The 15,783-nt window shown below is 71.2% G+C and carries 19 protein-coding genes and 1 tRNA gene; 3 read left to right on the top strand and 17 right to left on the bottom strand.

Annotated features, from left to right (window positions below):
• Positions 1-465: 465 nt before the first annotated feature.
• From ABZS51_RS39630 to ABZS51_RS39620, 3 genes are all read right to left on the bottom strand, one after another.
• Positions 466-963 carry a hypothetical protein gene (locus tag ABZS51_RS39630; RefSeq protein WP_310708533.1) on the bottom strand — a complete coding sequence of 166 codons (498 nt, stop codon included), beginning with the start codon at positions 961-963 and terminating at the stop codon, positions 466-468.
• 91 nt (positions 964-1,054) lie between these two features.
• On the bottom strand, positions 1,055-1,552 hold the full coding sequence (locus tag ABZS51_RS39625; RefSeq protein WP_355452603.1) for a hypothetical protein: 498 nt from the start codon (positions 1,550-1,552) through the stop codon (positions 1,055-1,057).
• A gap of 97 nt (positions 1,553-1,649) precedes the next feature.
• Complete coding sequence (locus ABZS51_RS39620; RefSeq protein WP_355452600.1) at positions 1,650-2,213, bottom strand: TetR family transcriptional regulator; 564 nt, start codon at positions 2,211-2,213, stop codon at positions 1,650-1,652.
• A gap of 87 nt (positions 2,214-2,300) precedes the next feature.
• On the opposite strand from ABZS51_RS39620, the gene ABZS51_RS39615 reads away from it, so the two are divergent.
• On the top strand, positions 2,301-2,693 hold the full coding sequence (locus tag ABZS51_RS39615) for a nuclear transport factor 2 family protein (protein ID WP_355452597.1): 393 nt from the start codon (positions 2,301-2,303) through the stop codon (positions 2,691-2,693).
• A gap of 31 nt (positions 2,694-2,724) precedes the next feature.
• Here ABZS51_RS39615 and ABZS51_RS39610 read toward each other — a convergent pair whose 3' ends face one another.
• The 9 genes from ABZS51_RS39610 to ABZS51_RS39570 form a co-directional block, all read right to left on the bottom strand.
• Positions 2,725-4,704: a glycosyltransferase family 39 protein gene (locus ABZS51_RS39610; RefSeq protein WP_355452594.1), complete on the bottom strand. Its 1,980-nt coding sequence runs from the start codon at positions 4,702-4,704 to the stop codon at positions 2,725-2,727.
• A 192-nt stretch (positions 4,705-4,896) separates the two neighbouring features.
• On the bottom strand, positions 4,897-5,289 hold the full coding sequence (gene rplL / locus ABZS51_RS39605; protein WP_253768422.1) for a 50S ribosomal protein L7/L12: 393 nt from the start codon (positions 5,287-5,289) through the stop codon (positions 4,897-4,899).
• 69 nt (positions 5,290-5,358) lie between these two features.
• The gene (gene rplJ / locus ABZS51_RS39600; RefSeq protein ID WP_310708538.1) at positions 5,359-5,883 is read right to left on the bottom strand and encodes a 50S ribosomal protein L10; all 525 of its coding nucleotides are present in this window, start codon (positions 5,881-5,883) and stop codon (positions 5,359-5,361) included.
• Positions 5,884-6,134: 251 nt separating this feature from the next.
• The gene (locus ABZS51_RS39595; RefSeq protein ID WP_355452590.1) at positions 6,135-6,959 is read right to left on the bottom strand and encodes an LppX_LprAFG lipoprotein; all 825 of its coding nucleotides are present in this window, start codon (positions 6,957-6,959) and stop codon (positions 6,135-6,137) included.
• Between the two features lie 174 nt (positions 6,960-7,133).
• Positions 7,134-7,853 (bottom strand): 50S ribosomal protein L1, encoded by a 720-nt coding sequence (rplA, locus tag ABZS51_RS39590; RefSeq protein ID WP_310708540.1) that lies wholly within the window; start codon positions 7,851-7,853, stop codon positions 7,134-7,136.
• 59 nt (positions 7,854-7,912) lie between these two features.
• Complete coding sequence (rplK, locus tag ABZS51_RS39585; RefSeq protein ID WP_310708541.1) at positions 7,913-8,344, bottom strand: 50S ribosomal protein L11; 432 nt, start codon at positions 8,342-8,344, stop codon at positions 7,913-7,915.
• Positions 8,345-8,461: 117 nt separating this feature from the next.
• Positions 8,462-9,292, bottom strand: a complete 831-nt coding sequence (gene nusG, locus ABZS51_RS39580) for a transcription termination/antitermination protein NusG (protein ID WP_355452586.1) — start codon at positions 9,290-9,292, stop codon at positions 8,462-8,464.
• 73 nt (positions 9,293-9,365) lie between these two features.
• The gene (gene secE, locus ABZS51_RS39575; RefSeq protein ID WP_310708543.1) at positions 9,366-9,611 is read right to left on the bottom strand and encodes a preprotein translocase subunit SecE; all 246 of its coding nucleotides are present in this window, start codon (positions 9,609-9,611) and stop codon (positions 9,366-9,368) included.
• Positions 9,612-9,689: 78 nt separating this feature from the next.
• A tRNA-Trp gene (locus tag ABZS51_RS39570) sits at positions 9,690-9,762 on the bottom strand.
• A 181-nt stretch (positions 9,763-9,943) separates the two neighbouring features.
• Here ABZS51_RS39570 and ABZS51_RS39565 point away from each other — a divergent pair.
• Complete coding sequence (locus ABZS51_RS39565; RefSeq protein WP_355452583.1) at positions 9,944-11,152, top strand: pyridoxal phosphate-dependent aminotransferase; 1,209 nt, start codon at positions 9,944-9,946, stop codon at positions 11,150-11,152.
• 28 nt (positions 11,153-11,180) lie between these two features.
• On the opposite strand, the gene ABZS51_RS39560 is transcribed toward ABZS51_RS39565, so the two are convergent.
• The 4 genes from ABZS51_RS39560 to ABZS51_RS39545 all read right to left on the bottom strand — a co-directional run bounded on the left by ABZS51_RS39560 (position 11,181) and on the right by ABZS51_RS39545 (position 13,965).
• A complete protein-coding gene (locus tag ABZS51_RS39560; protein WP_355452580.1) occupies positions 11,181-11,684 on the bottom strand; it encodes a hypothetical protein in 504 nt (167 codons plus the stop codon).
• A 27-nt stretch (positions 11,685-11,711) separates the two neighbouring features.
• On the bottom strand, positions 11,712-12,458 hold the full coding sequence (locus ABZS51_RS39555) for a hypothetical protein (RefSeq protein WP_355452577.1): 747 nt from the start codon (positions 12,456-12,458) through the stop codon (positions 11,712-11,714).
• A gap of 101 nt (positions 12,459-12,559) precedes the next feature.
• A complete protein-coding gene (locus ABZS51_RS39550; RefSeq protein WP_355452574.1) occupies positions 12,560-13,468 on the bottom strand; it encodes a PASTA domain-containing protein in 909 nt (302 codons plus the stop codon).
• Positions 13,465-13,965, bottom strand: coding sequence for a SigE family RNA polymerase sigma factor (locus tag ABZS51_RS39545; RefSeq protein WP_310706825.1), 501 nt, complete (start codon positions 13,963-13,965; stop codon positions 13,465-13,467). Before ABZS51_RS39545 ends, ABZS51_RS39550 begins: the two co-directional genes overlap by 4 nt.
• A gap of 70 nt (positions 13,966-14,035) precedes the next feature.
• Between ABZS51_RS39545 and ABZS51_RS39540 the strand changes: the two genes are divergently transcribed.
• Complete coding sequence (locus tag ABZS51_RS39540; protein ID WP_355452570.1) at positions 14,036-15,091, top strand: adenosine deaminase; 1,056 nt, start codon at positions 14,036-14,038, stop codon at positions 15,089-15,091.
• A 12-nt stretch (positions 15,092-15,103) separates the two neighbouring features.
• Here the strand turns inward: ABZS51_RS39540 and ABZS51_RS39535 are convergent.
• A partial coding sequence (locus ABZS51_RS39535) for a hypothetical protein (protein ID WP_355452567.1) occupies positions 15,104-15,783 on the bottom strand: 680 nt, incomplete at its 5' end.

Raw genomic sequence — 15,783 nt, 5'->3', positions numbered from 1 at the left:
CGGCGGAGGCGTTGCGCGAGGCTGCCAACAGATGTCCTTCCGAGGGCTCGCGGCGGACTGACTACACGCACGCCAGACAACCTCGCAACGTGAGCAAGCGGAGCGGGTCGTCAAAGGGCAGCGCAAAGGGGCAGTGTAGCCGAACGGCACACGCCTGTCCACTTTGCTCTCGCTGCATGCTTCACGTTGGTCGCAGCATCGCCCGTTCGAGCGAAAACGTCAAGCCCACAAGCCGGACTTTCCGCCGACCCAGGGCCCGGACGCTGGGTTTTCTCCCCTGCGTGATCGGACGCCTACCGTCAGGCCCAAGACGATACCCGCGAACGGGGACGGTTAACGCTCCGTCACGCCGAGGGACGAACCCATGCCGGCGACCGGTGTGGTCGTGAAGGAGTTACCCCGTTCTTGGCCTTCGCCAAACCAATTTTTTAGTGACAATTGACCGACCTGCCGCGCCCGGACCACTCACGCTGTCCCGATCAGCGTGGACAGGTCCGCCGCGAGCCACCCTGCGTCACCGCGGACCATGACCAGCCTGACCCGGTTCTGGCTGATCTGCCGCTGGGGAGCCGCCTCCCCCGGAACCTCCCTGACCGTACCGGTGTTCACGAACAAGAGCACCTCGACCCGCCCGGGCTCGGCCCGTTCGACTCCGGCCGCGGCCACGGAGGCCGTCTGCACGGTCTTCTGCGCCTTCGCCTTGCCGGTCAGGGACTTGGCCAGCTCGCCGTAGTAGCCGGCCAGCGCGCCGGTGGTGCGCGTCCTGGCCCGTGCCAGGTCGCGCTCGACCGTGCGGTAGTCGTACGACATCAGCTCAGGGGCGGCCGTACGGGCCGCCGCCACGGCCTCCACTGCGTCCGCGTCGGCGTCGTTGAAGGCTCGCAGATCGGCCCACATCACGCCGACGACCGCGCCCAGCACGAGCACCGCGACGGCCAGCACAGCGGCCATGACGACCCTCACACCCGCCTCCTTCACACCTGCAAGGCCTTCGGCGCCCGCCTCACGCCCGTGCGGCTTTCACACCTGTACGGCTTTCACACCTGTACGGCTTTCACACCTGTACGGCCTTCGACACGAGCCAGACCCCGCCGACCTTGGTGAGATCCATCGACCACCGGTAGAACCGGTCCTGGGGCGGCGTCTTCGACCCCTCCCAGCGGATGTCCACGTCGGCCACCACCAGCACCTTCGCCGCCGAGCCGGTCAGCGACACCAGCCCGGTGGCCCGCAGCACGCCGTCCTGCACCACCTTGTTGGCGACCGTGGTGCTCTTGAGCCGGCCCAGGTTCGCCTCGTACTCCTCGCGCGCCGCCCCGGTCGAGGTGTCCAGGATGCGCCGCGCGTCCGCGTCCACGGTCTTGTAGTGGAGCGACAGCAGGCTCACCGCGTGCGCGCCCGCGGCGTCGAGCGCGGCTCTCCGCTCGTCGGCCCTGGCCTGCGCGTCCCGCTCCTGGGCGCCGATCCACAGACCCGCGACGGCCAGGACGACGAGCAGCCCGGCCAGCGCGAGGATCAGCGGGCGGCCGAGCCGGAGAGAGAGATTCGTCACGTCCGCTCGCCCCTTTCGCCGGTCGCCGGATCATAACGCGGGGGTCACCGCGGCAGGACGGCAATCGACCGGACAGGCACGAGACGGTATGGATCGGTCAGTGAGTCCCGGGGGCGGCGAGGGCACGCAGCGCGGGACGGAGCGCGGCGACGATCTCCTCGCGCGACGCCTCGCGCAGCTCCTCCAGCTCCAGGAGCTGGTGGCCCACGGTCAGCCCCAGCATGATCGTCGTCATCAGCGCCGCCCGCAGCCGGGCGTCCTCTCCGGGCAGCGACGCGCTCACGTGCTCGACCTGCCGGCTCAGCGACTCGCGAGCCGTCGTGGCGGCCTCCGGGTGCGTGAGCATCGATCGGAGCATCGCCAGCGAGGCGGGCGGCAGCCTCATCTTCACGCCCAGGGTGCCGAGCAGGTGCTCGACGGCCTCGTCGGGGCCCGTCGCGGGCTCGGCGGGGCGGGCCATGCGCACGGCCTCGCCGAAGAGCCGCTGCTTGTTGCCGAAGTACTGCATGACCAGCGCGGGATCGACCTCGGCTGCCCCCGCCACGGCGCGGATCGTGGTGCGCTCGAAGCCGCGCTCGGCGAACAGCTCGCGTGCCGCGTCGAGGATGCGCCGCTCGGTCCTGCGGCGGCGCTCGGCGCGCGTGAGCGCTGGCTCGGTCACGGCTCCGACTCTACACGCGTTGACTCACTCTGCCTTTTCGCTCTACGCTCGTTGAGTCAACGTCCGTTGAGGGAATGGGGTACGCCTGTGTCCACTGAAGAGATCGTCGCCGCCTACCACCGGGCCATGCTGCGCAAGTCCGCCGACGAGCTGGCGGATCTGTACGCCGAGGACGGCCTGCACGAGTTCCCGTTCGGTGGCCTGCCGCCGCTCAGGGGGCGGGAGGAGGTCCGCGCCGGCTACCGCGCCAGCTGGTCCACGACCCCCGCCGAGGTCGAACGGGTCCGCACCGTGGCGCTCCACCCCGGGGCCGACGCCGAGGTCGTCGTGGTGGAGCAGGAGACCGACGTGACGGTCAACGGCCGGCCGATCACCGTCCCCGGCCTGCTGGTGCTGCGGATCAGGGACGGGCTGATCGTCCACACCCGCGACTACATGGACGCCGGCGCCATCGGCCGCGTACGCGCCGCCGCCGCGTGATCCGGGACGGCGGCGGCGCAGGGTCGGCCGGTCAGCGGGCCGTCAGGTCGAAGACCGTCACGCCGCCCACGGTGGTGGCCGTGAACGTCTCCTGGACCCAGGCCCCGATCCGGGCCGCCTCGTCGCTCCCCCCGCTGCCCGAGGCGCCCGCGCGGCCGCCCGTCCCCATGCCGGAGCCCACGAAGTAGTGGATCTTCTTCTCGGCCACGTACCGCTGGAAGCGGGCGAGCGTCGGCGCGGGGTCCGTGCCGTTGAACCCGCCCACCGCCATCACCGGCAGGCCGGTCGCGAGCTGGTACCCGGCGGCGTTGTTCGAGCCGACGGTCGCGGCGGCCCACGTGTAGGCGGCGGCGCCGCTCTTGAGCAGCGTGGTCAGCTCGGCCGACGGGGCGGGCGCGTTGAGCAGCCCGCCCATCCCGCCGGCCCGGCCGCCCATGCCGCCCCCCATGCCGTCGCGACCCGCGCCGCGTCCCATGCCCTGCGGCGGCGCTCCCCCGGGCCGGCCCGTGCCCGGCTGGGGGCCGGTCGGGCTCATGCCCAGCGCCCGGCCGCCCCGGAACCCGCCCGGACCGAGCCCGCCGGTGGACGGACCGGCCGTCGGGATGGCTCCGGTGTGCGGGGAGGCCGCGGTGTCCACCGCGTAGGCGGCCGGGCCGACCAGGGACACCGCGATCGCCCCTGCGACGACCGCGCCCCACCACCGCCGTACGGGCTCCAGGGCCTTCGCCTCCCGGTCCGGGGCCTGGCGCCGGGCGGTGAAGCGGCTGCCCGCCGGCAGAGCCACCGCGAGCCCCAGCCCGGCCACCAGCACCGCCGGCCCCAGCCACGGGTTCCAGTCCCCGTCACGCGTCAGCAGCACGTACGACCACAGTGCCGTCACCCCCGTGACCGCCGCCGGCAGGAACGGCTCCCGGCGCTCCCACAGCAGCGCCGCCCCCGCACCCACCAGACCCGCGATGGCCGGCGCGAGCGCGACCGTGTAGTACGCGTGGAAGATCCCCTGCATGAGGCTGAAGACCAGCCCCGTGACCGCCAGCCATCCGCCCCACACGCCGAACTGGGCGCGGGCCGAATCCGTGCGGGACGCCCCCCGCGTCAGCCACGGCGCGGCCGCCAGCAGGATCAGCGCGGCGGGCAGCAGCCACGAGATCTGGCCCCCGGCCTCCGTGTCGAACAGCCGCAACGGCCCCGCCTCCTGGTTGAGGTTGCCGAGGCCGCCGTAGTCGGCGCCGTTGAGCCGCCCGATGCCGTTGTAGCCGAGGGCCAGCTCCAGCACGCTGTTGGTCTGCGAACCGCCGATGTACGGCCGCTCGGACGCCGGCACCAGGGCCACGGCCAGCAGCCACCACCCGGCCGACACCACCATGGCCACCCCGGCCAGCGCGAGCTGCCGAACCCGCCGCCACACCTTCGTGGGGGCCATCATCACGTACACCAGCGCGAACCCCGGCAGCACCAGGAACGCCTGCAGCATCTTGGCCAGGAACGCGAAGCCCAGGCACACCCCCGCCAGCACCAGCCAGCGGGTGACGGCCCGCTCCTGCGCCCGCACCACGCAGTACGCCGCGAGCGTCAGCAGCAGCACCAGGAGCGCGTCCGGGTTGTTGAACCGGAACATCAGCACCGCCACCGGCGTCAGCGCCATCACGGCCCCCGCCAGCAGCCCCGCCCAGACCGGGAAGCGCCGCCGCACCGTGGCGTACACGACCGCGACGGTGGCGACCCCCATGAGCGCCTGCGGCACGAGGATGCTCCACGAGTTCAGCCCGAAGAGCCGCGCGCTCAGCTCCATCGGCCACAGCGACGCGGGTGTCTTGTCCACGGTGATCGCGTTGGCGGCGTCGGAGGAGCCGAAGAAGAACGCCTTCCAGCTCTGGCTGCCGGCCTGGACGGCGGCCGAGTAGAACGAGTTCGCCCAGCCGGAGGAGCCGAGCCCCCAGAGGTAGAGCGCGGCGGTGGCGGCGAGCAGGCCGGCCGGCGCCCATCGCGTCCTGGCATGCGTAGTGGTCACACCCGCAGGCTAGGAACGGCCTCTCGGCCGGCGATGAGACGAGCATGAGAATCTCGTTAGCGCCGGGCGGTCGCCTGGTCGCGCCCGGGTCCGGACACGCAGAAGGGGCGGCACACCCGGCACCAGGGTGTGGCCGCCCCTTCTGGACGAACGACCTCCGCGAGGCGCCCCGAGGGCGCCCGGAGAGGGGTGTTACTTGACGGTGACGGTGGCGCCGGCGCCCTCGAGGGCAGCCTTGGCCTTCTCCGCCTGCTCCTTGTTGACCTTGCCGTCGAAGACCGGCTTGGGAGCGCCGTCCACCAGGTCCTTGGCCTCCTTCAGGCCGAGGGACGTGAGGGCGCGGATCTCCTTGATGACCTGGATCTTCTTGTCGCCGGCGGCCTCGAGGATGACGTCGAACTCGTCCTGCTCCTCGACCTCGGCGGCGGCGGCACCGCCACCGGCGGGGGCGGCGGCGGCGACGGCCACGGGGGCGGCGGCCTTGACGTCGAAGACGTCCTCGAACTGCTTCACGAACTCGGAGAGCTCGAGGAGGGTCATCTCCTTGAACGCGTCGAGCAGCTCGTCGGTGCTGAGCTTCGCCATGATGGTTTCCTCCGTATGAGACTTGCGAAATTTAGGAACGGGACCGCGGGTGGTGCGGCAATCCCCGAGTTACTCGCCCGCCTCTTCGCGCTTCGCGCGAAGGGCTTCGGCCAGCTGAGCCATGTTGGTGGGCAGCGCGGCGAACATCGCGGCAGCAGCGCTCTGCTTCGCCTTGATCGCGCCGGCAAGCTTCGCGAGGAGAACCTCGCGGGACTCGAGGTCGGCGAGCTTGGTGATCTCAGCGGCGTCGAGGGCCTTGCCCTCGAGAACGCCACCCTTGATCACCAGAAGGGGATTGGCCTTGGCGAAGTCACGCAGACCCTTGGCCGCCTCGACGACGTCGCCCTTGACGAAGGCGACGGCGGTCGGGCCGATCAGCAGGTCATCCAGACCCGTCACGCCGGCCTCGTTGGCCGCGATCTTGGTCAGGGTGTTCTTCGCCACGGCGAACTTCGCATTCTCACCAAGAGCAACGCGCAGCTGCTTGAGCTGGGCGACGGTGAGACCGCGGTACTCGGTCAGAACGGCGGCAGCGCTGCCTTCGAACTCGTTCTTGAGCTCGGCAACCGCTGTCGCCTTATCCGCCCTCGCCATGGGCCTCCTTCCAGATGTGCCACCGGTGAAGGCACCCCAGAAAAGAGAACAGCCCCGGGCGCAGGGCGCACACGGGGCTCACACATGGATCACCATGCGGGAAACTCGCATCACACCTGCGCGGGCCGTCCGCTTGAGCGGATCCTTCGGTCGTCAGGTCTTGAGGCACCTGACGACAACCGGCGGTCTTCGGCAACGACCAGAGTACGTGCTGGTCGCCGAGTTTCCAAATCGCTCTCTGAAACCGTCGCTCAGTTGGTGGTGGGCTTGGGCATCTCGCCGACCTGGTCGGCGGGCGGCGCGTCGATGTTCACGGGCTCGTTGAAGCCCTTGAACAGCAGCGTCGCGTCGAGCGTGGTGCCCTGCTCCTTGCCGTTCAGCGCGAGCTTGCGCGGCAGGCCGTCGGAGCCGACCCAGACGTCGAACTTGACGTCCTTGAGCTCGGCCAGGCCCCTGCGGGCCTGCTCCTGCTCGTCGGCGGGCAGCTGCTTGACGGCCACGTCCGTCGGGAACGTGCCGCTGTAGTGGGTGGCGTCCGTGCCGTCCACGGTCTCCGTGCCGACGGACTTCACGTCCTTGGACGTGGTGACCATCTTGGTGACGTTGGCCAGGTCGAACTGCTGGATCTGGCCGAGCGTCTGCTTGACCTGGTCGGAGCCGCCGATGTCGTTGAGCGAGACCTTGATCCACGGCTTGGTGGCGCCGACGAGCTCCTTCAGCGCCTCGACCTTGACGTAGACGGTGTCGCCCTGGAGCACGGCCCGCACCCCGCCGGGGAGCCCGCGCTCGCCCAGATCGACGGTGTCGAGGGTGAGGTCCACGGCGAGCTGCGGCTTGCTCTGGTAGAGCATCCGTCCCTGCACCTTGCCCTTGTCCTCGGGGCTCGACACGTCGACGACGGCGTCGACGGTGTAGCTGGTGACCTCCGCGGTCTTCTGCGCGGCCTGCGCCAGCACTTCGGAGGCGGCCAGGTTCACCTGGATGGGCTGCGCGTTCGAGCCGCAACCGGTGAGCGTGACCGCCACTAAGGCGGCACCCGCCGCGCTAGTGGCGAGAGAAATCCTGCGCTTCAGCATGTTTTGACCCTACGTGTCAGTAGCCGGAATTGCCGACTTCCCCGGAGATCTCGGGGAAAACCCAGGGTCGTCCCGGACAAACTCTTTGCCGCCGGCCTCCCCGCACAACGCGAACGGCCCCCGCCCGGTGGGGGCGGGGGCCGTTCGGTGCGCGCCTGGCGCGGAGGTCGTCGCCTACGCGTCGAGCTCGGCCGTGAGGCCGCGCGTGGCGTTGGGGTCGACCGGGACGCCGGGGCCCATGGTGGTCGAGAAGGTGACCTTCTTGACGTAGCGGCCCTTGGCGGCCGACGGCTTGAGCCTGAGCACCTCGTCGAGCGCGGCGGCGTAGTTCTCGATGAGCTTGCGCTCGTCGAACGACGTCTTGCCGATGATGAAGTGCAGGTTGGCCTGCCGGTCGGTACGGAACTCGATCTTGCCGCCCTTGATCTCCGTCACGGCCTTGGCGACGTCGGGCGTCACCGTGCCGGTCTTGGGGTTGGGCATGAGACCACGCGGGCCGAGGACGCGGCCCAGACGGCCGACCTTGCCCATGAGGTCCGGGGTGGCGACCACGGCGTCGAACTCGTTGAGCCGGTTGCCCTTGGCGATCTCGTCGATCAGCTCGTCGGCGCCGACGATGTCGGCGCCCGCCTCGCGGGCGGCCTCGGCACGGTCACCGGTCGCGAAGACCAGGACCCGGGCGGTCTTACCGGTGCCGTGCGGAAGGTTGACCGTGCCGCGCACGATCTGGTCGGCCTTGCGAGGGTCGACGCCGAGCCGCACCGCGACCTCGACGGTCGCGTCGAACTTGGTGGTCGACGTGTCCTTGGCGATCTTCGCCGCCTCGGCCGGGGAGTAGAGCTTGTCGCGGTCGATCTTCGCCGCGGCGTTCTTGTGCGCCTTGCTGCGCTGCATGATGTCTCCTTGTGGTCCGCGGGCCAGCTCCGGGCCCTCCCACGGGGTAGGGAAAGGTCTCAGTCGGCGACGGTGATGCCCATCGACCGGGCGGTGCCGGCGATGATCTTCTCGGCCGCCTCGATGTCGTTGGCGTTGAGGTCGGGCATCTTGGTCTCGGCGATGCTGCGGAGCTGCTCGCGGCTGAGCTTGCCGACCTTGTCCTTGTGCGGGACCGCGCTGCCCTTGTCCAGACCCAGAGCCTTCTTGATCAGCTCGGGGGCCGGGGGCGTCTTCGTGATGAAGGTGAAGCTGCGGTCCTCGAAAATGGTGATCTCAACGGGGATGATGTTGCCCCGCTGAGCCTCCGTCGCAGCGTTGTACTGCTTGACGAAGTCCATGATGTTGACGCCGTGCGGACCGAGGGCGGTACCGACCGGCGGGGCGGGCGTGGCCTGGCCAGCGGGAAGCTGGACCTTGACGAGCGCCGCGATCTTCTTCTTCGGAGGCATGAGTCCTTCTCCGGGTCCTGATCGTGATGCTGTCCGGGCGCGGGTGCGGCCGGACATGTCGGAAGGCCGCCCTTCGCGAGAGGCGGCCGGCCGAACGTCTAAGTGTAAGTGATCGTCTTAGATCTTCGAGACCTGGTTGAACGACAGCTCAACCGGGGTCTCACGACCGAAGATGGAGACGAGCACCTTGAGCTTCTGCGACTCGGGGCTGATCTCGCTCACCGAGGCGGGCAGCGTGGCGAACGGGCCGTCCATGACCGTGACGGACTCGCCGATCTCGAACTCGACCGTCGGGCCGCTGCTGGTCTTGGCGGCGGCCTTCTTGCTCTCCTCGGTGGGCTCCGGGGCGAGCAACTTGGCGACCTCGTCCAGGCTCAGCGGGCTCGGCTTGTTGGACAGGCCGACGAAGCCCGTCACGCCCGGCGTGTTGCGCACGGCGGCCCAGGACTCGTCGGTCAGCTCCATGCGCACCAGCACGTAGCCGGGCAGCACCCGCTCCTTGACCGGGACCTTCTTGCCGCTCTTGAACTCCTGGACGGTGTGCGTCGGCACCTCGACCTGGTAGATGTAGTCCTCCATGTTGAGCGACACGTTGCGGCTCTCGATGTTGGACTTCACGCGGTTCTCGTAGCCGGCGTAGGAGTGGATCACATACCACTCGCCGGGCTGGCCACGCAGACCGCTCTTGAACTCCTCGACGGGATCGACGTCAGGCTCTTCGACCTCGACCTCGGACTCGGCGATGTCGACCTCGTCGGCATCGTCCTCGTCGTCGTCGAACTCAGCGTCACCGTCTTCGTCGGTCGCGGACGCGACCTCGTCGTCGGCGGCCTCGTCGCTGTCAGCGAGCTCGGCGCCGGAGGTCTCCTCAGCGGCCTCGACGGCCTCTTCCGGCTGGTCGCCCCACTCGCTGCGGGGCTCCTCCGCCGGCACTGAAGACTCGGACACGGTGACTTTCCTCTTCCGTCGAATTTCGTCGAATCGTATGGCGACTCCGTCAGGTGCTACCGGCGGCGTCGGATCAGGCTCCACCGAAGACGCGGAGGATGGCCCAGCCGAGGGCGCTGTCGAGCCCGTACACGATCGCGACCATGATCAGAACGAATACCAGAACGACCGTGGTGTAGGTGATGAGATCCTTGCGTGTCGGCCAGATGACCTTGCGGAGCTCATTGACGACCTGCCGGTAGAAAAGGGCAGGCGTAGTGCGAGACTTCTTCTCACCACTGGGCTTGCCTGCGGTCTCGCCGCGCGTGTCGATCGCCACAGTCCTCACCTGAATCTGTCGTATCCAACGCAGTTTGCGGCGCGCATTACACGCCCATTATTGCGCGGACCGCACTCGCAGGGCACGAGGGACTCGAACCCCCAACCGCCGGTTTTGGAGACCGGTGCGCTACCAATTGCGCCAGTGCCCTATGTCGCCAACCACACTACCCTGATCGGCTCACTGCCTGGACCGAACCGCACATCGACATGCGGCGGCACGACCAGGCGAAAGTGTATCGGTGGATCCCTGTTCCGTCGAACCCGTTCCGATCTCGCAGGTCAGAGCCCCGCCAACGGTCCAGGACGGCGAGGAGATGGGAGCATGGACCCATGTCCATGCGACCTCGCATCTCCACGCGGATCTCCGCGATCTCCGAGTCAGCCACGCTCGCCGTGGACGCCCGGGCCAAGGCGATGAAGGCGGACGGCCGCCCGGTCATCGGCTTCGGCGCCGGCGAGCCCGACTTCCCCACGCCCGAGTACATCGTCGAGGCGGCGGTCGAGGCGGCGCGCGATCCCCGTTTCCACAAGTACACGCCGGCCGGCGGCCTGCCCGAGCTGAAGCTGGCGATCGCCGACAAGACGCTGCGCGACTCCGGCTACCGGGTGAACCCGACGCAGGTCCTGGTCACCAACGGCGGCAAGCAGGCGGTCTACGAGGCGTTCGCCACGCTGCTCGATCCGGGCGACGAGGTCCTGGTCGTCGCGCCGTACTGGACGACGTACCCGGAGGCGATCAAGCTGGCGGGCGGCGTCCAGGTCGACGTCGTGACCGACGAGACGACCGGCTACCTGGCGAGCGTCGAGCAGCTGGAGGCGGCGCGCACGGAGCGCACCAAGGTCCTGCTGTTCGTCTCACCGTCCAACCCCACGGGCGCCGTCCACACGCGCGAGCAGACCGAGCAGATCGGCCGCTGGGCCGCCGAGCACGGCCTGTGGGTGGTCACGGACGAGATCTACGAGCACCTCGTGTACGACGGCGCGGAGTTCACCAGCATCGCCACGGCCGTCCCCGAGCTGGCCGACCGGGTGGTCGTGCTCAACGGCGTGGCCAAGACGTACGCGATGACGGGCTGGCGGGTGGGCTGGCTGATCGGCCCGCCGGACGTGGTGCGCGCGGCCACGAACCTCCAGTCGCACGCCACCTCCAACGTGGCGAACGTCTCGCAGATGGCCGCGCTGGCGGCGCTGCGGGGCGACCTGTCGGCGGTGGAGCGGATGCGCGAGGCGTTCGACCGGCGCCGGCGGACCATGGTGCGGATGCTCAACGAGATCCCGGGCGTGGTCTGCCCGGAGCCGAAGGGGGCGTTCTACGCGTACCCGTCGATCAAGGAACTGCTCGGCAAGGAGCTGCGCGGGCAGCGGCCGGCGTCGTCGGCGGAGCTGGCCGAGCTGATCCTGGAGGAGGCGGAGGTCGCGGTGGTGCCGGGCGAGGCGTTCGGCACGCCGGGCTACTTCCGGCTGTCGTACGCGCTCGGCGACGACGACCTGGTCGAGGGCGTCAGCCGGATGGCCAAGCTGCTGTCCGAGGCGCGCTGAGGCTCTTTCAGCGCGCTGTCGCGGCCGGTCAGCCGTCCGGGACGATGCCGGCCGCGACCTCGCCGACCTCGTCGGCGAGGCCCGGCGTCGTGGCGACGTACAGCGCGACTCCGGGCCGCTGGAGCCACATGAAGTTGCGCATGTCGCCGCGGGTGCGCCAGCGCAGTGCCGGCATGCCCTGGTACGCGCCGAGCCCCGACCTGGTGACCAGCGTGGCGAACGTCTCGGCCGAGCGCACGCCGCACACCACGGCCACCAGCAACTGCTCGCCGCCGCTGCCGCGCCAGGACAGGCCGCGCACGTCGAGGCGCCGGGTCAGCGACTTGATCCGCTCGAACGCGGGCCCGGGCTCGAGCCCGGACGGCACGTAGGTGATCGTCAGCGGGTCGTCACCGCAGGTGAGGCTCGGGTGTGGCGTCTCGTGGGCGGTGGCGCCGCCGGGCGTGGTGTGTGCGGTGTGCGTCACGGGCGCGCCGGAGCCGCAGCCGGCCACTGCCAGCATGATGATCGCCGAGGCCAGGCGGCCGCGCATCCATCCCCCATGACTTCTTGTGGAGACTCAGGGAAAACCTCCCCAGTCTCCTACAGGAGTGCGCGCGGAGGCGGCAACAGCAAGCAGCTCTCCGGCCAGAGATTCGCCGGCCCGGACGCGGACGCCGGTGCCCGGCCGCTCCAGCCACACGACGGTCCGGCCGCCGCGCGGGTCGTGCCCGATCATGGCGGGCCGCCCGCGGACCGTGGTCTCTCGAGAGCCGGGCGGGGCGGTGCGCCGATAGACCTCCCAGCCGGCGGCGACGGCGCCGTAGTCGACGCGGGCCTCCATGAACCTGTCCCCCGAGCCGAAGACGGCCTGCACCGCCCGGGAGCCGGGCCCGGCCTCGACCGCTCCCCCTCCGCTCCGGGCGAGGCCCGGGGGCAGGTGGGTGAGCCAGAAGTCGTCGGAGACGACGGCGAGAGCGGGAACGCGCCCGGGGACGGGCGGCGCCTGCGCGGCCGCGGCGCCGCCGGGTGAGCGCGGCGGGGCGGGCCGGGACGCGGCGGGGGCCGGTGACAGGGCCGCGGCACGGGGCGGGCGGCCGAATCCCGAGGAGAAGATCCCGTAGACGGCGGCCGCCGCCACCCCGAACGCGCCGAGCGCGAGCGCAGCCCGCCACCCATGCCCGTCCCGGCCGGAGTGCCCGTCACGTCCGGAGTACCCGTGCTGCACGGAATGCCAGGACTGCCCGGAGGGCCCGTGCTGCCCGGAGTGCGCGTCACGGCGGGGCGCGTCCTGGCGGAGACGCGGGGTCGTCGCCTCAGGGGTCATGACCGTAGGATCCCCGGTCCGCCGCCGTCCGTGGTCCCGTTCGTACGACTGGACGGCACGAGTCGTACGTCTGGACGGCACGGCCGGCGACGGCACGCGGGTCACTTGGCCGGTTCGATCCCTTCTGCGATCTTCTTCAGCTCGGCCATGGCGTCGACCTTCTTGACGTACGCGGGGCTGATGTACACCTCGACCGCCAGCCGGTCACGGACGAAGAAGCCGATCGTGGCCGTGGTGTCGTCCCTCGCCGTCTGCGCCACCTCGCCGCCGTCGGTGAGGTGGGCGAGGTAGCCCTCGCGGCCGCCGACCTCGACGGCGGGCAGGGTGCCGATCCGGTCCCGTACCCGCTGGGTGGCCTGGCCCTCGAACACGACGACCTGGACGCCGTAGCCCTGGGACTCGTCCCCGCCGGGCGAGAAGGAGGTGGTGTAGCTCTTCTTGCCGAACCCGTTCTTGCCGGACCACCGGCCCCAGGCGAGGCCGTCGGGCAGGTAGCCGAGGTGGATCCCGCCGAACGTGCGGCCGTCGCCGAGGTCTCCGAGGTCCTGCGGGGGCTGGGCCGGGGACGCGGGGGTGAGCATGACGCGCCCGCCCCTGGCGAGCTGCGCGCCGGCGGCCGGCTCCTGCCGGAGGACGACCTTGCCGGCCTCCTCGGCGCTGCGCGTCTCCGGATCGTCCACGACCAGTCCGGCCGCCTTGAGCTGGTCGATGGCGCTGGTGACGGTCATGCCCGTGACGTCCGGCACGGTGACGGATTCGACCACCACCCTGTCTTGGCCCGTTGCCGGGTCGGCGGCGGGCGAGGTGGCGACGGAAGCGATCCCTCCGGTGCCGAGCGCGACGGGCACGGCCACGGCGACGGCCGCGGTCACGAGCGCCGCGCAGGCCGTGCGGAGCCTGATGACGTGGGCGCGGCGCCGGCGGCGCACCGTCCGCCCGAGCGTGGGCGGCGCCTGCACGTGGCCGACGTGGCGCTCCATGGCCTCCGCGAGGAGGTCCTCCACCTTCATCGCAACGCTCCTTCCGTGACGTTCATGCGTTCGCGGATCCTGGCGAGGCCGCGGGCGGCCTGCGACTTGACGGTGCCGGGCGAGCAGCCGAGCAGGGCGGCCGTCGACGCCTCGGACTGGTCCTCCCAGTAGCGGAGGACGAGCACGGCCCGCATCCTGGGCGGGAGCCTGCGCAGCTCCTCGAAGAGCGCGTCGCGCAGGTCGAGGTCGGGTGAGGGCGCGGCCGTCTCGGGCGGCCGCGCGAACGTGATCTCCTGGATCAGGCGGCGGCGCCGCGCCCTGCTGATCGCCGCGTTGACGACGACCTTGCGCGCGTACGCCTCGGGATTGTCGCGCCGGATCCTGGGCCAGTGCCGGTAGACCTTCTCCAGCGCGTGCTGGACGAGGTCCTCGGCGTCGTGGCTGGTGGCGCCACAGACCAGGATCGCGGTGCGCATGAGCGAGGTGCTCCGGGCGGCGAGGAACTGGTCGAACGCCGCTTCGTCTTCATCGGTCATGTGCGGGGGTCCCCTTTCGCCCCTCTCCAACGCGTGAGTGCCAGGTCAGGTTGAGTGGCACCATAGGAAAATGGCACGCCCGCTCGACGCTCTCCCCAAGGCTCACCTGCACCTCCACTTCACCGGCTCGATGCGCCACTCGACGCTCATCGACCTGGCCCGGGAGCAGGGTCTGCACCTCCCGGACGCCCTGGAGCAGGACTGGCCACCGCGGCTGCGCGCCACCGACGAGCGCGGCTGGTTCCGGTTCCAGCGGTTGTACGACATCGGGCGGTCGGTGCTGACGCGGCCGGAGCACGTCTACCGGCTGCTGCGGGAGACGGCCGAGGACGAGGCGGCCGAGGGGTCGCGGTGGCTGGAGATCCAGGTGGACCCGTCGGGTTACGCGCAGCGGTTCGGCGGGCTGACGGCGACGATGGAGCTGGTGCTGGACGCGGTGGACCGGGCCGCGGAGCACGCGGGCGTCGGGATCGCGGTGGTCGTGGCGGCCAACCGGACGCGGCATCCGCTGGACGCCAACACGCTGGCGCGGCTCGCGGGCCAGTTCGCCGGGCGTGGGGTGGTGGGGTTCGGGCTGTCGAACGACGAGCGGCGGGCGCAGGCGCGCGACTTCGAGCGGGCGTTCCGGATCGCGCGGCGGGCCGGGCTGCTGGCGGTGCCGCACGGGGGCGAGCTGCTGGGGCCGCGCAGCGTGGCGCAGTGCGTGGACGACCTGCAGGCCGACCGGGTGGGTCACGGTGTGCGGGCGGCCGAGGACGAGCGGCTGATGGAGCGGCTGGCGGCGCGGGGCATCTGCTGCGAGGTGTGTCCCAGCTCGAACGTGGGGCTCGGGGTGGTGGAGCGTCCGGCCGACGTGCCGCTGCGGCGGCTGTTCGAGGCGGGGGTGCCGATCGCGCTGGGCGCGGACGACCCGCTGCTGTTCGGCTCGCGGCTGGCGCGGCAGTACGAGCTGGCGCGGGAGGTGTACGGCTTCGGCGACGCGGAGGTCGCGGAGCTGGCGCGGCAGTCGGTGCGGGCGTCGGCCGCGCCGGAGGCGACGCGCAAGGACCTGCTGAAGGAGATCGACGACTGGCTGGCGGCTCCGGCGACCCCACCGTGGAGGTCGGCCCAGGGATCAACCCAGTGATCAGCCCAGGGATCAGCGCAGTGAGTCGGCGATGCGGGCGGCGCGGGCCTTGTCGCCGGCGCCCTCCAGGCGGTGGCCGACTCCGCCCGACTCCCAGATGAGGGTGGGGGCGGCCTGCCGGAGCGGCACGGAGGTGCCGTCCTCGCGCCTGAGGTAGCCGAGGGGGTGGGCGCCGCCGATCCACAGGGCTTCCACGCCGCCGGCTTCGACCTGCTCGGGGGAGGGCGGGCCGAGCTGTTTCCACAGGTACGGGCTGATGGTGCCGTCGAACTGGTCGAGGCGGAGACCGCCGGACCACAGCATGGACACGACCCGCCCGCCGTCGGAGACGGTGACGGTGGACGGCGGCCCGAGGGCGCCGGGGGTTCTGACGGGGAAGCGGACCAGGGCGCGGGCCCGGTCGAGGGTGACGACGCGCTCGCCGGGCAGCGGGGTGGGCGAGACGACGGGCTCGGGCGCGCCGCCGAGGCGCAGCTCGATCCCGGCGTAGCTGAGGATCTGGGTCACGGCGGCCCGGCCCTGCGGAGTGGCGGCGGTGACGGCGGCCATGGCCAGCATGGCGGCGGCGATGACGGCCCACCTGCGCCTGCGCTCCAGCCGGCGCCGCGGGACCTGCGGCGCAGCCTCCAGATCGTCTTCCAGGACCCGATGAGCTCCCTCGACCCGCGCATGCGGGTGCGCGACCTCGTCGC

The organism is Nonomuraea sp. NPDC005501 (genome assembly GCF_040605905.1).
In the GTDB taxonomy this organism is placed as follows: Bacteria; Actinomycetota; Actinomycetes; order Streptosporangiales; family Streptosporangiaceae; genus Nonomuraea.
The sequence above is the reverse complement of the archived record's forward strand: the minus strand, read 5'-3'. Positions and strand labels throughout refer to the sequence as shown.

Coding starts and splice junctions, on each gene's coding strand:
- rplL (WP_253768422.1), bottom strand. CDS start 5,289: ATGGCGAAGCTCAGCACCGACGAGCTGCTCGACGCGTTCAAGGAGATG.
- ABZS51_RS39545 (WP_310706825.1), bottom strand. CDS start 13,965: ATGACCGATGAAGACGAAGCGGCGTTCGACCAGTTCCTCGCCGCCCGG.
- rplA (WP_310708540.1), bottom strand. CDS start 7,853: ATGCAGCGCAGCAAGGCGCACAAGAACGCCGCGGCGAAGATCGACCGC.
- ABZS51_RS39565 (WP_355452583.1), top strand. CDS start 9,944: ATGTCCATGCGACCTCGCATCTCCACGCGGATCTCCGCGATCTCCGAG.
- rplK (WP_310708541.1), bottom strand. CDS start 8,344: ATGCCTCCGAAGAAGAAGATCGCGGCGCTCGTCAAGGTCCAGCTTCCC.
- ABZS51_RS39560 (WP_355452580.1), bottom strand. CDS start 11,684: ATGCGCGGCCGCCTGGCCTCGGCGATCATCATGCTGGCAGTGGCCGGC.
- ABZS51_RS39550 (WP_355452574.1), bottom strand. CDS start 13,468: ATGAAGGTGGAGGACCTCCTCGCGGAGGCCATGGAGCGCCACGTCGGC.
- ABZS51_RS39540 (WP_355452570.1), top strand. CDS start 14,036: ATGGCACGCCCGCTCGACGCTCTCCCCAAGGCTCACCTGCACCTCCAC.
- ABZS51_RS39595 (WP_355452590.1), bottom strand. CDS start 6,959: ATGCTGAAGCGCAGGATTTCTCTCGCCACTAGCGCGGCGGGTGCCGCC.
- rplJ (WP_310708538.1), bottom strand. CDS start 5,883: ATGGCGAGGGCGGATAAGGCGACAGCGGTTGCCGAGCTCAAGAACGAG.
- ABZS51_RS39555 (WP_355452577.1), bottom strand. CDS start 12,458: ATGACCCCTGAGGCGACGACCCCGCGTCTCCGCCAGGACGCGCCCCGC.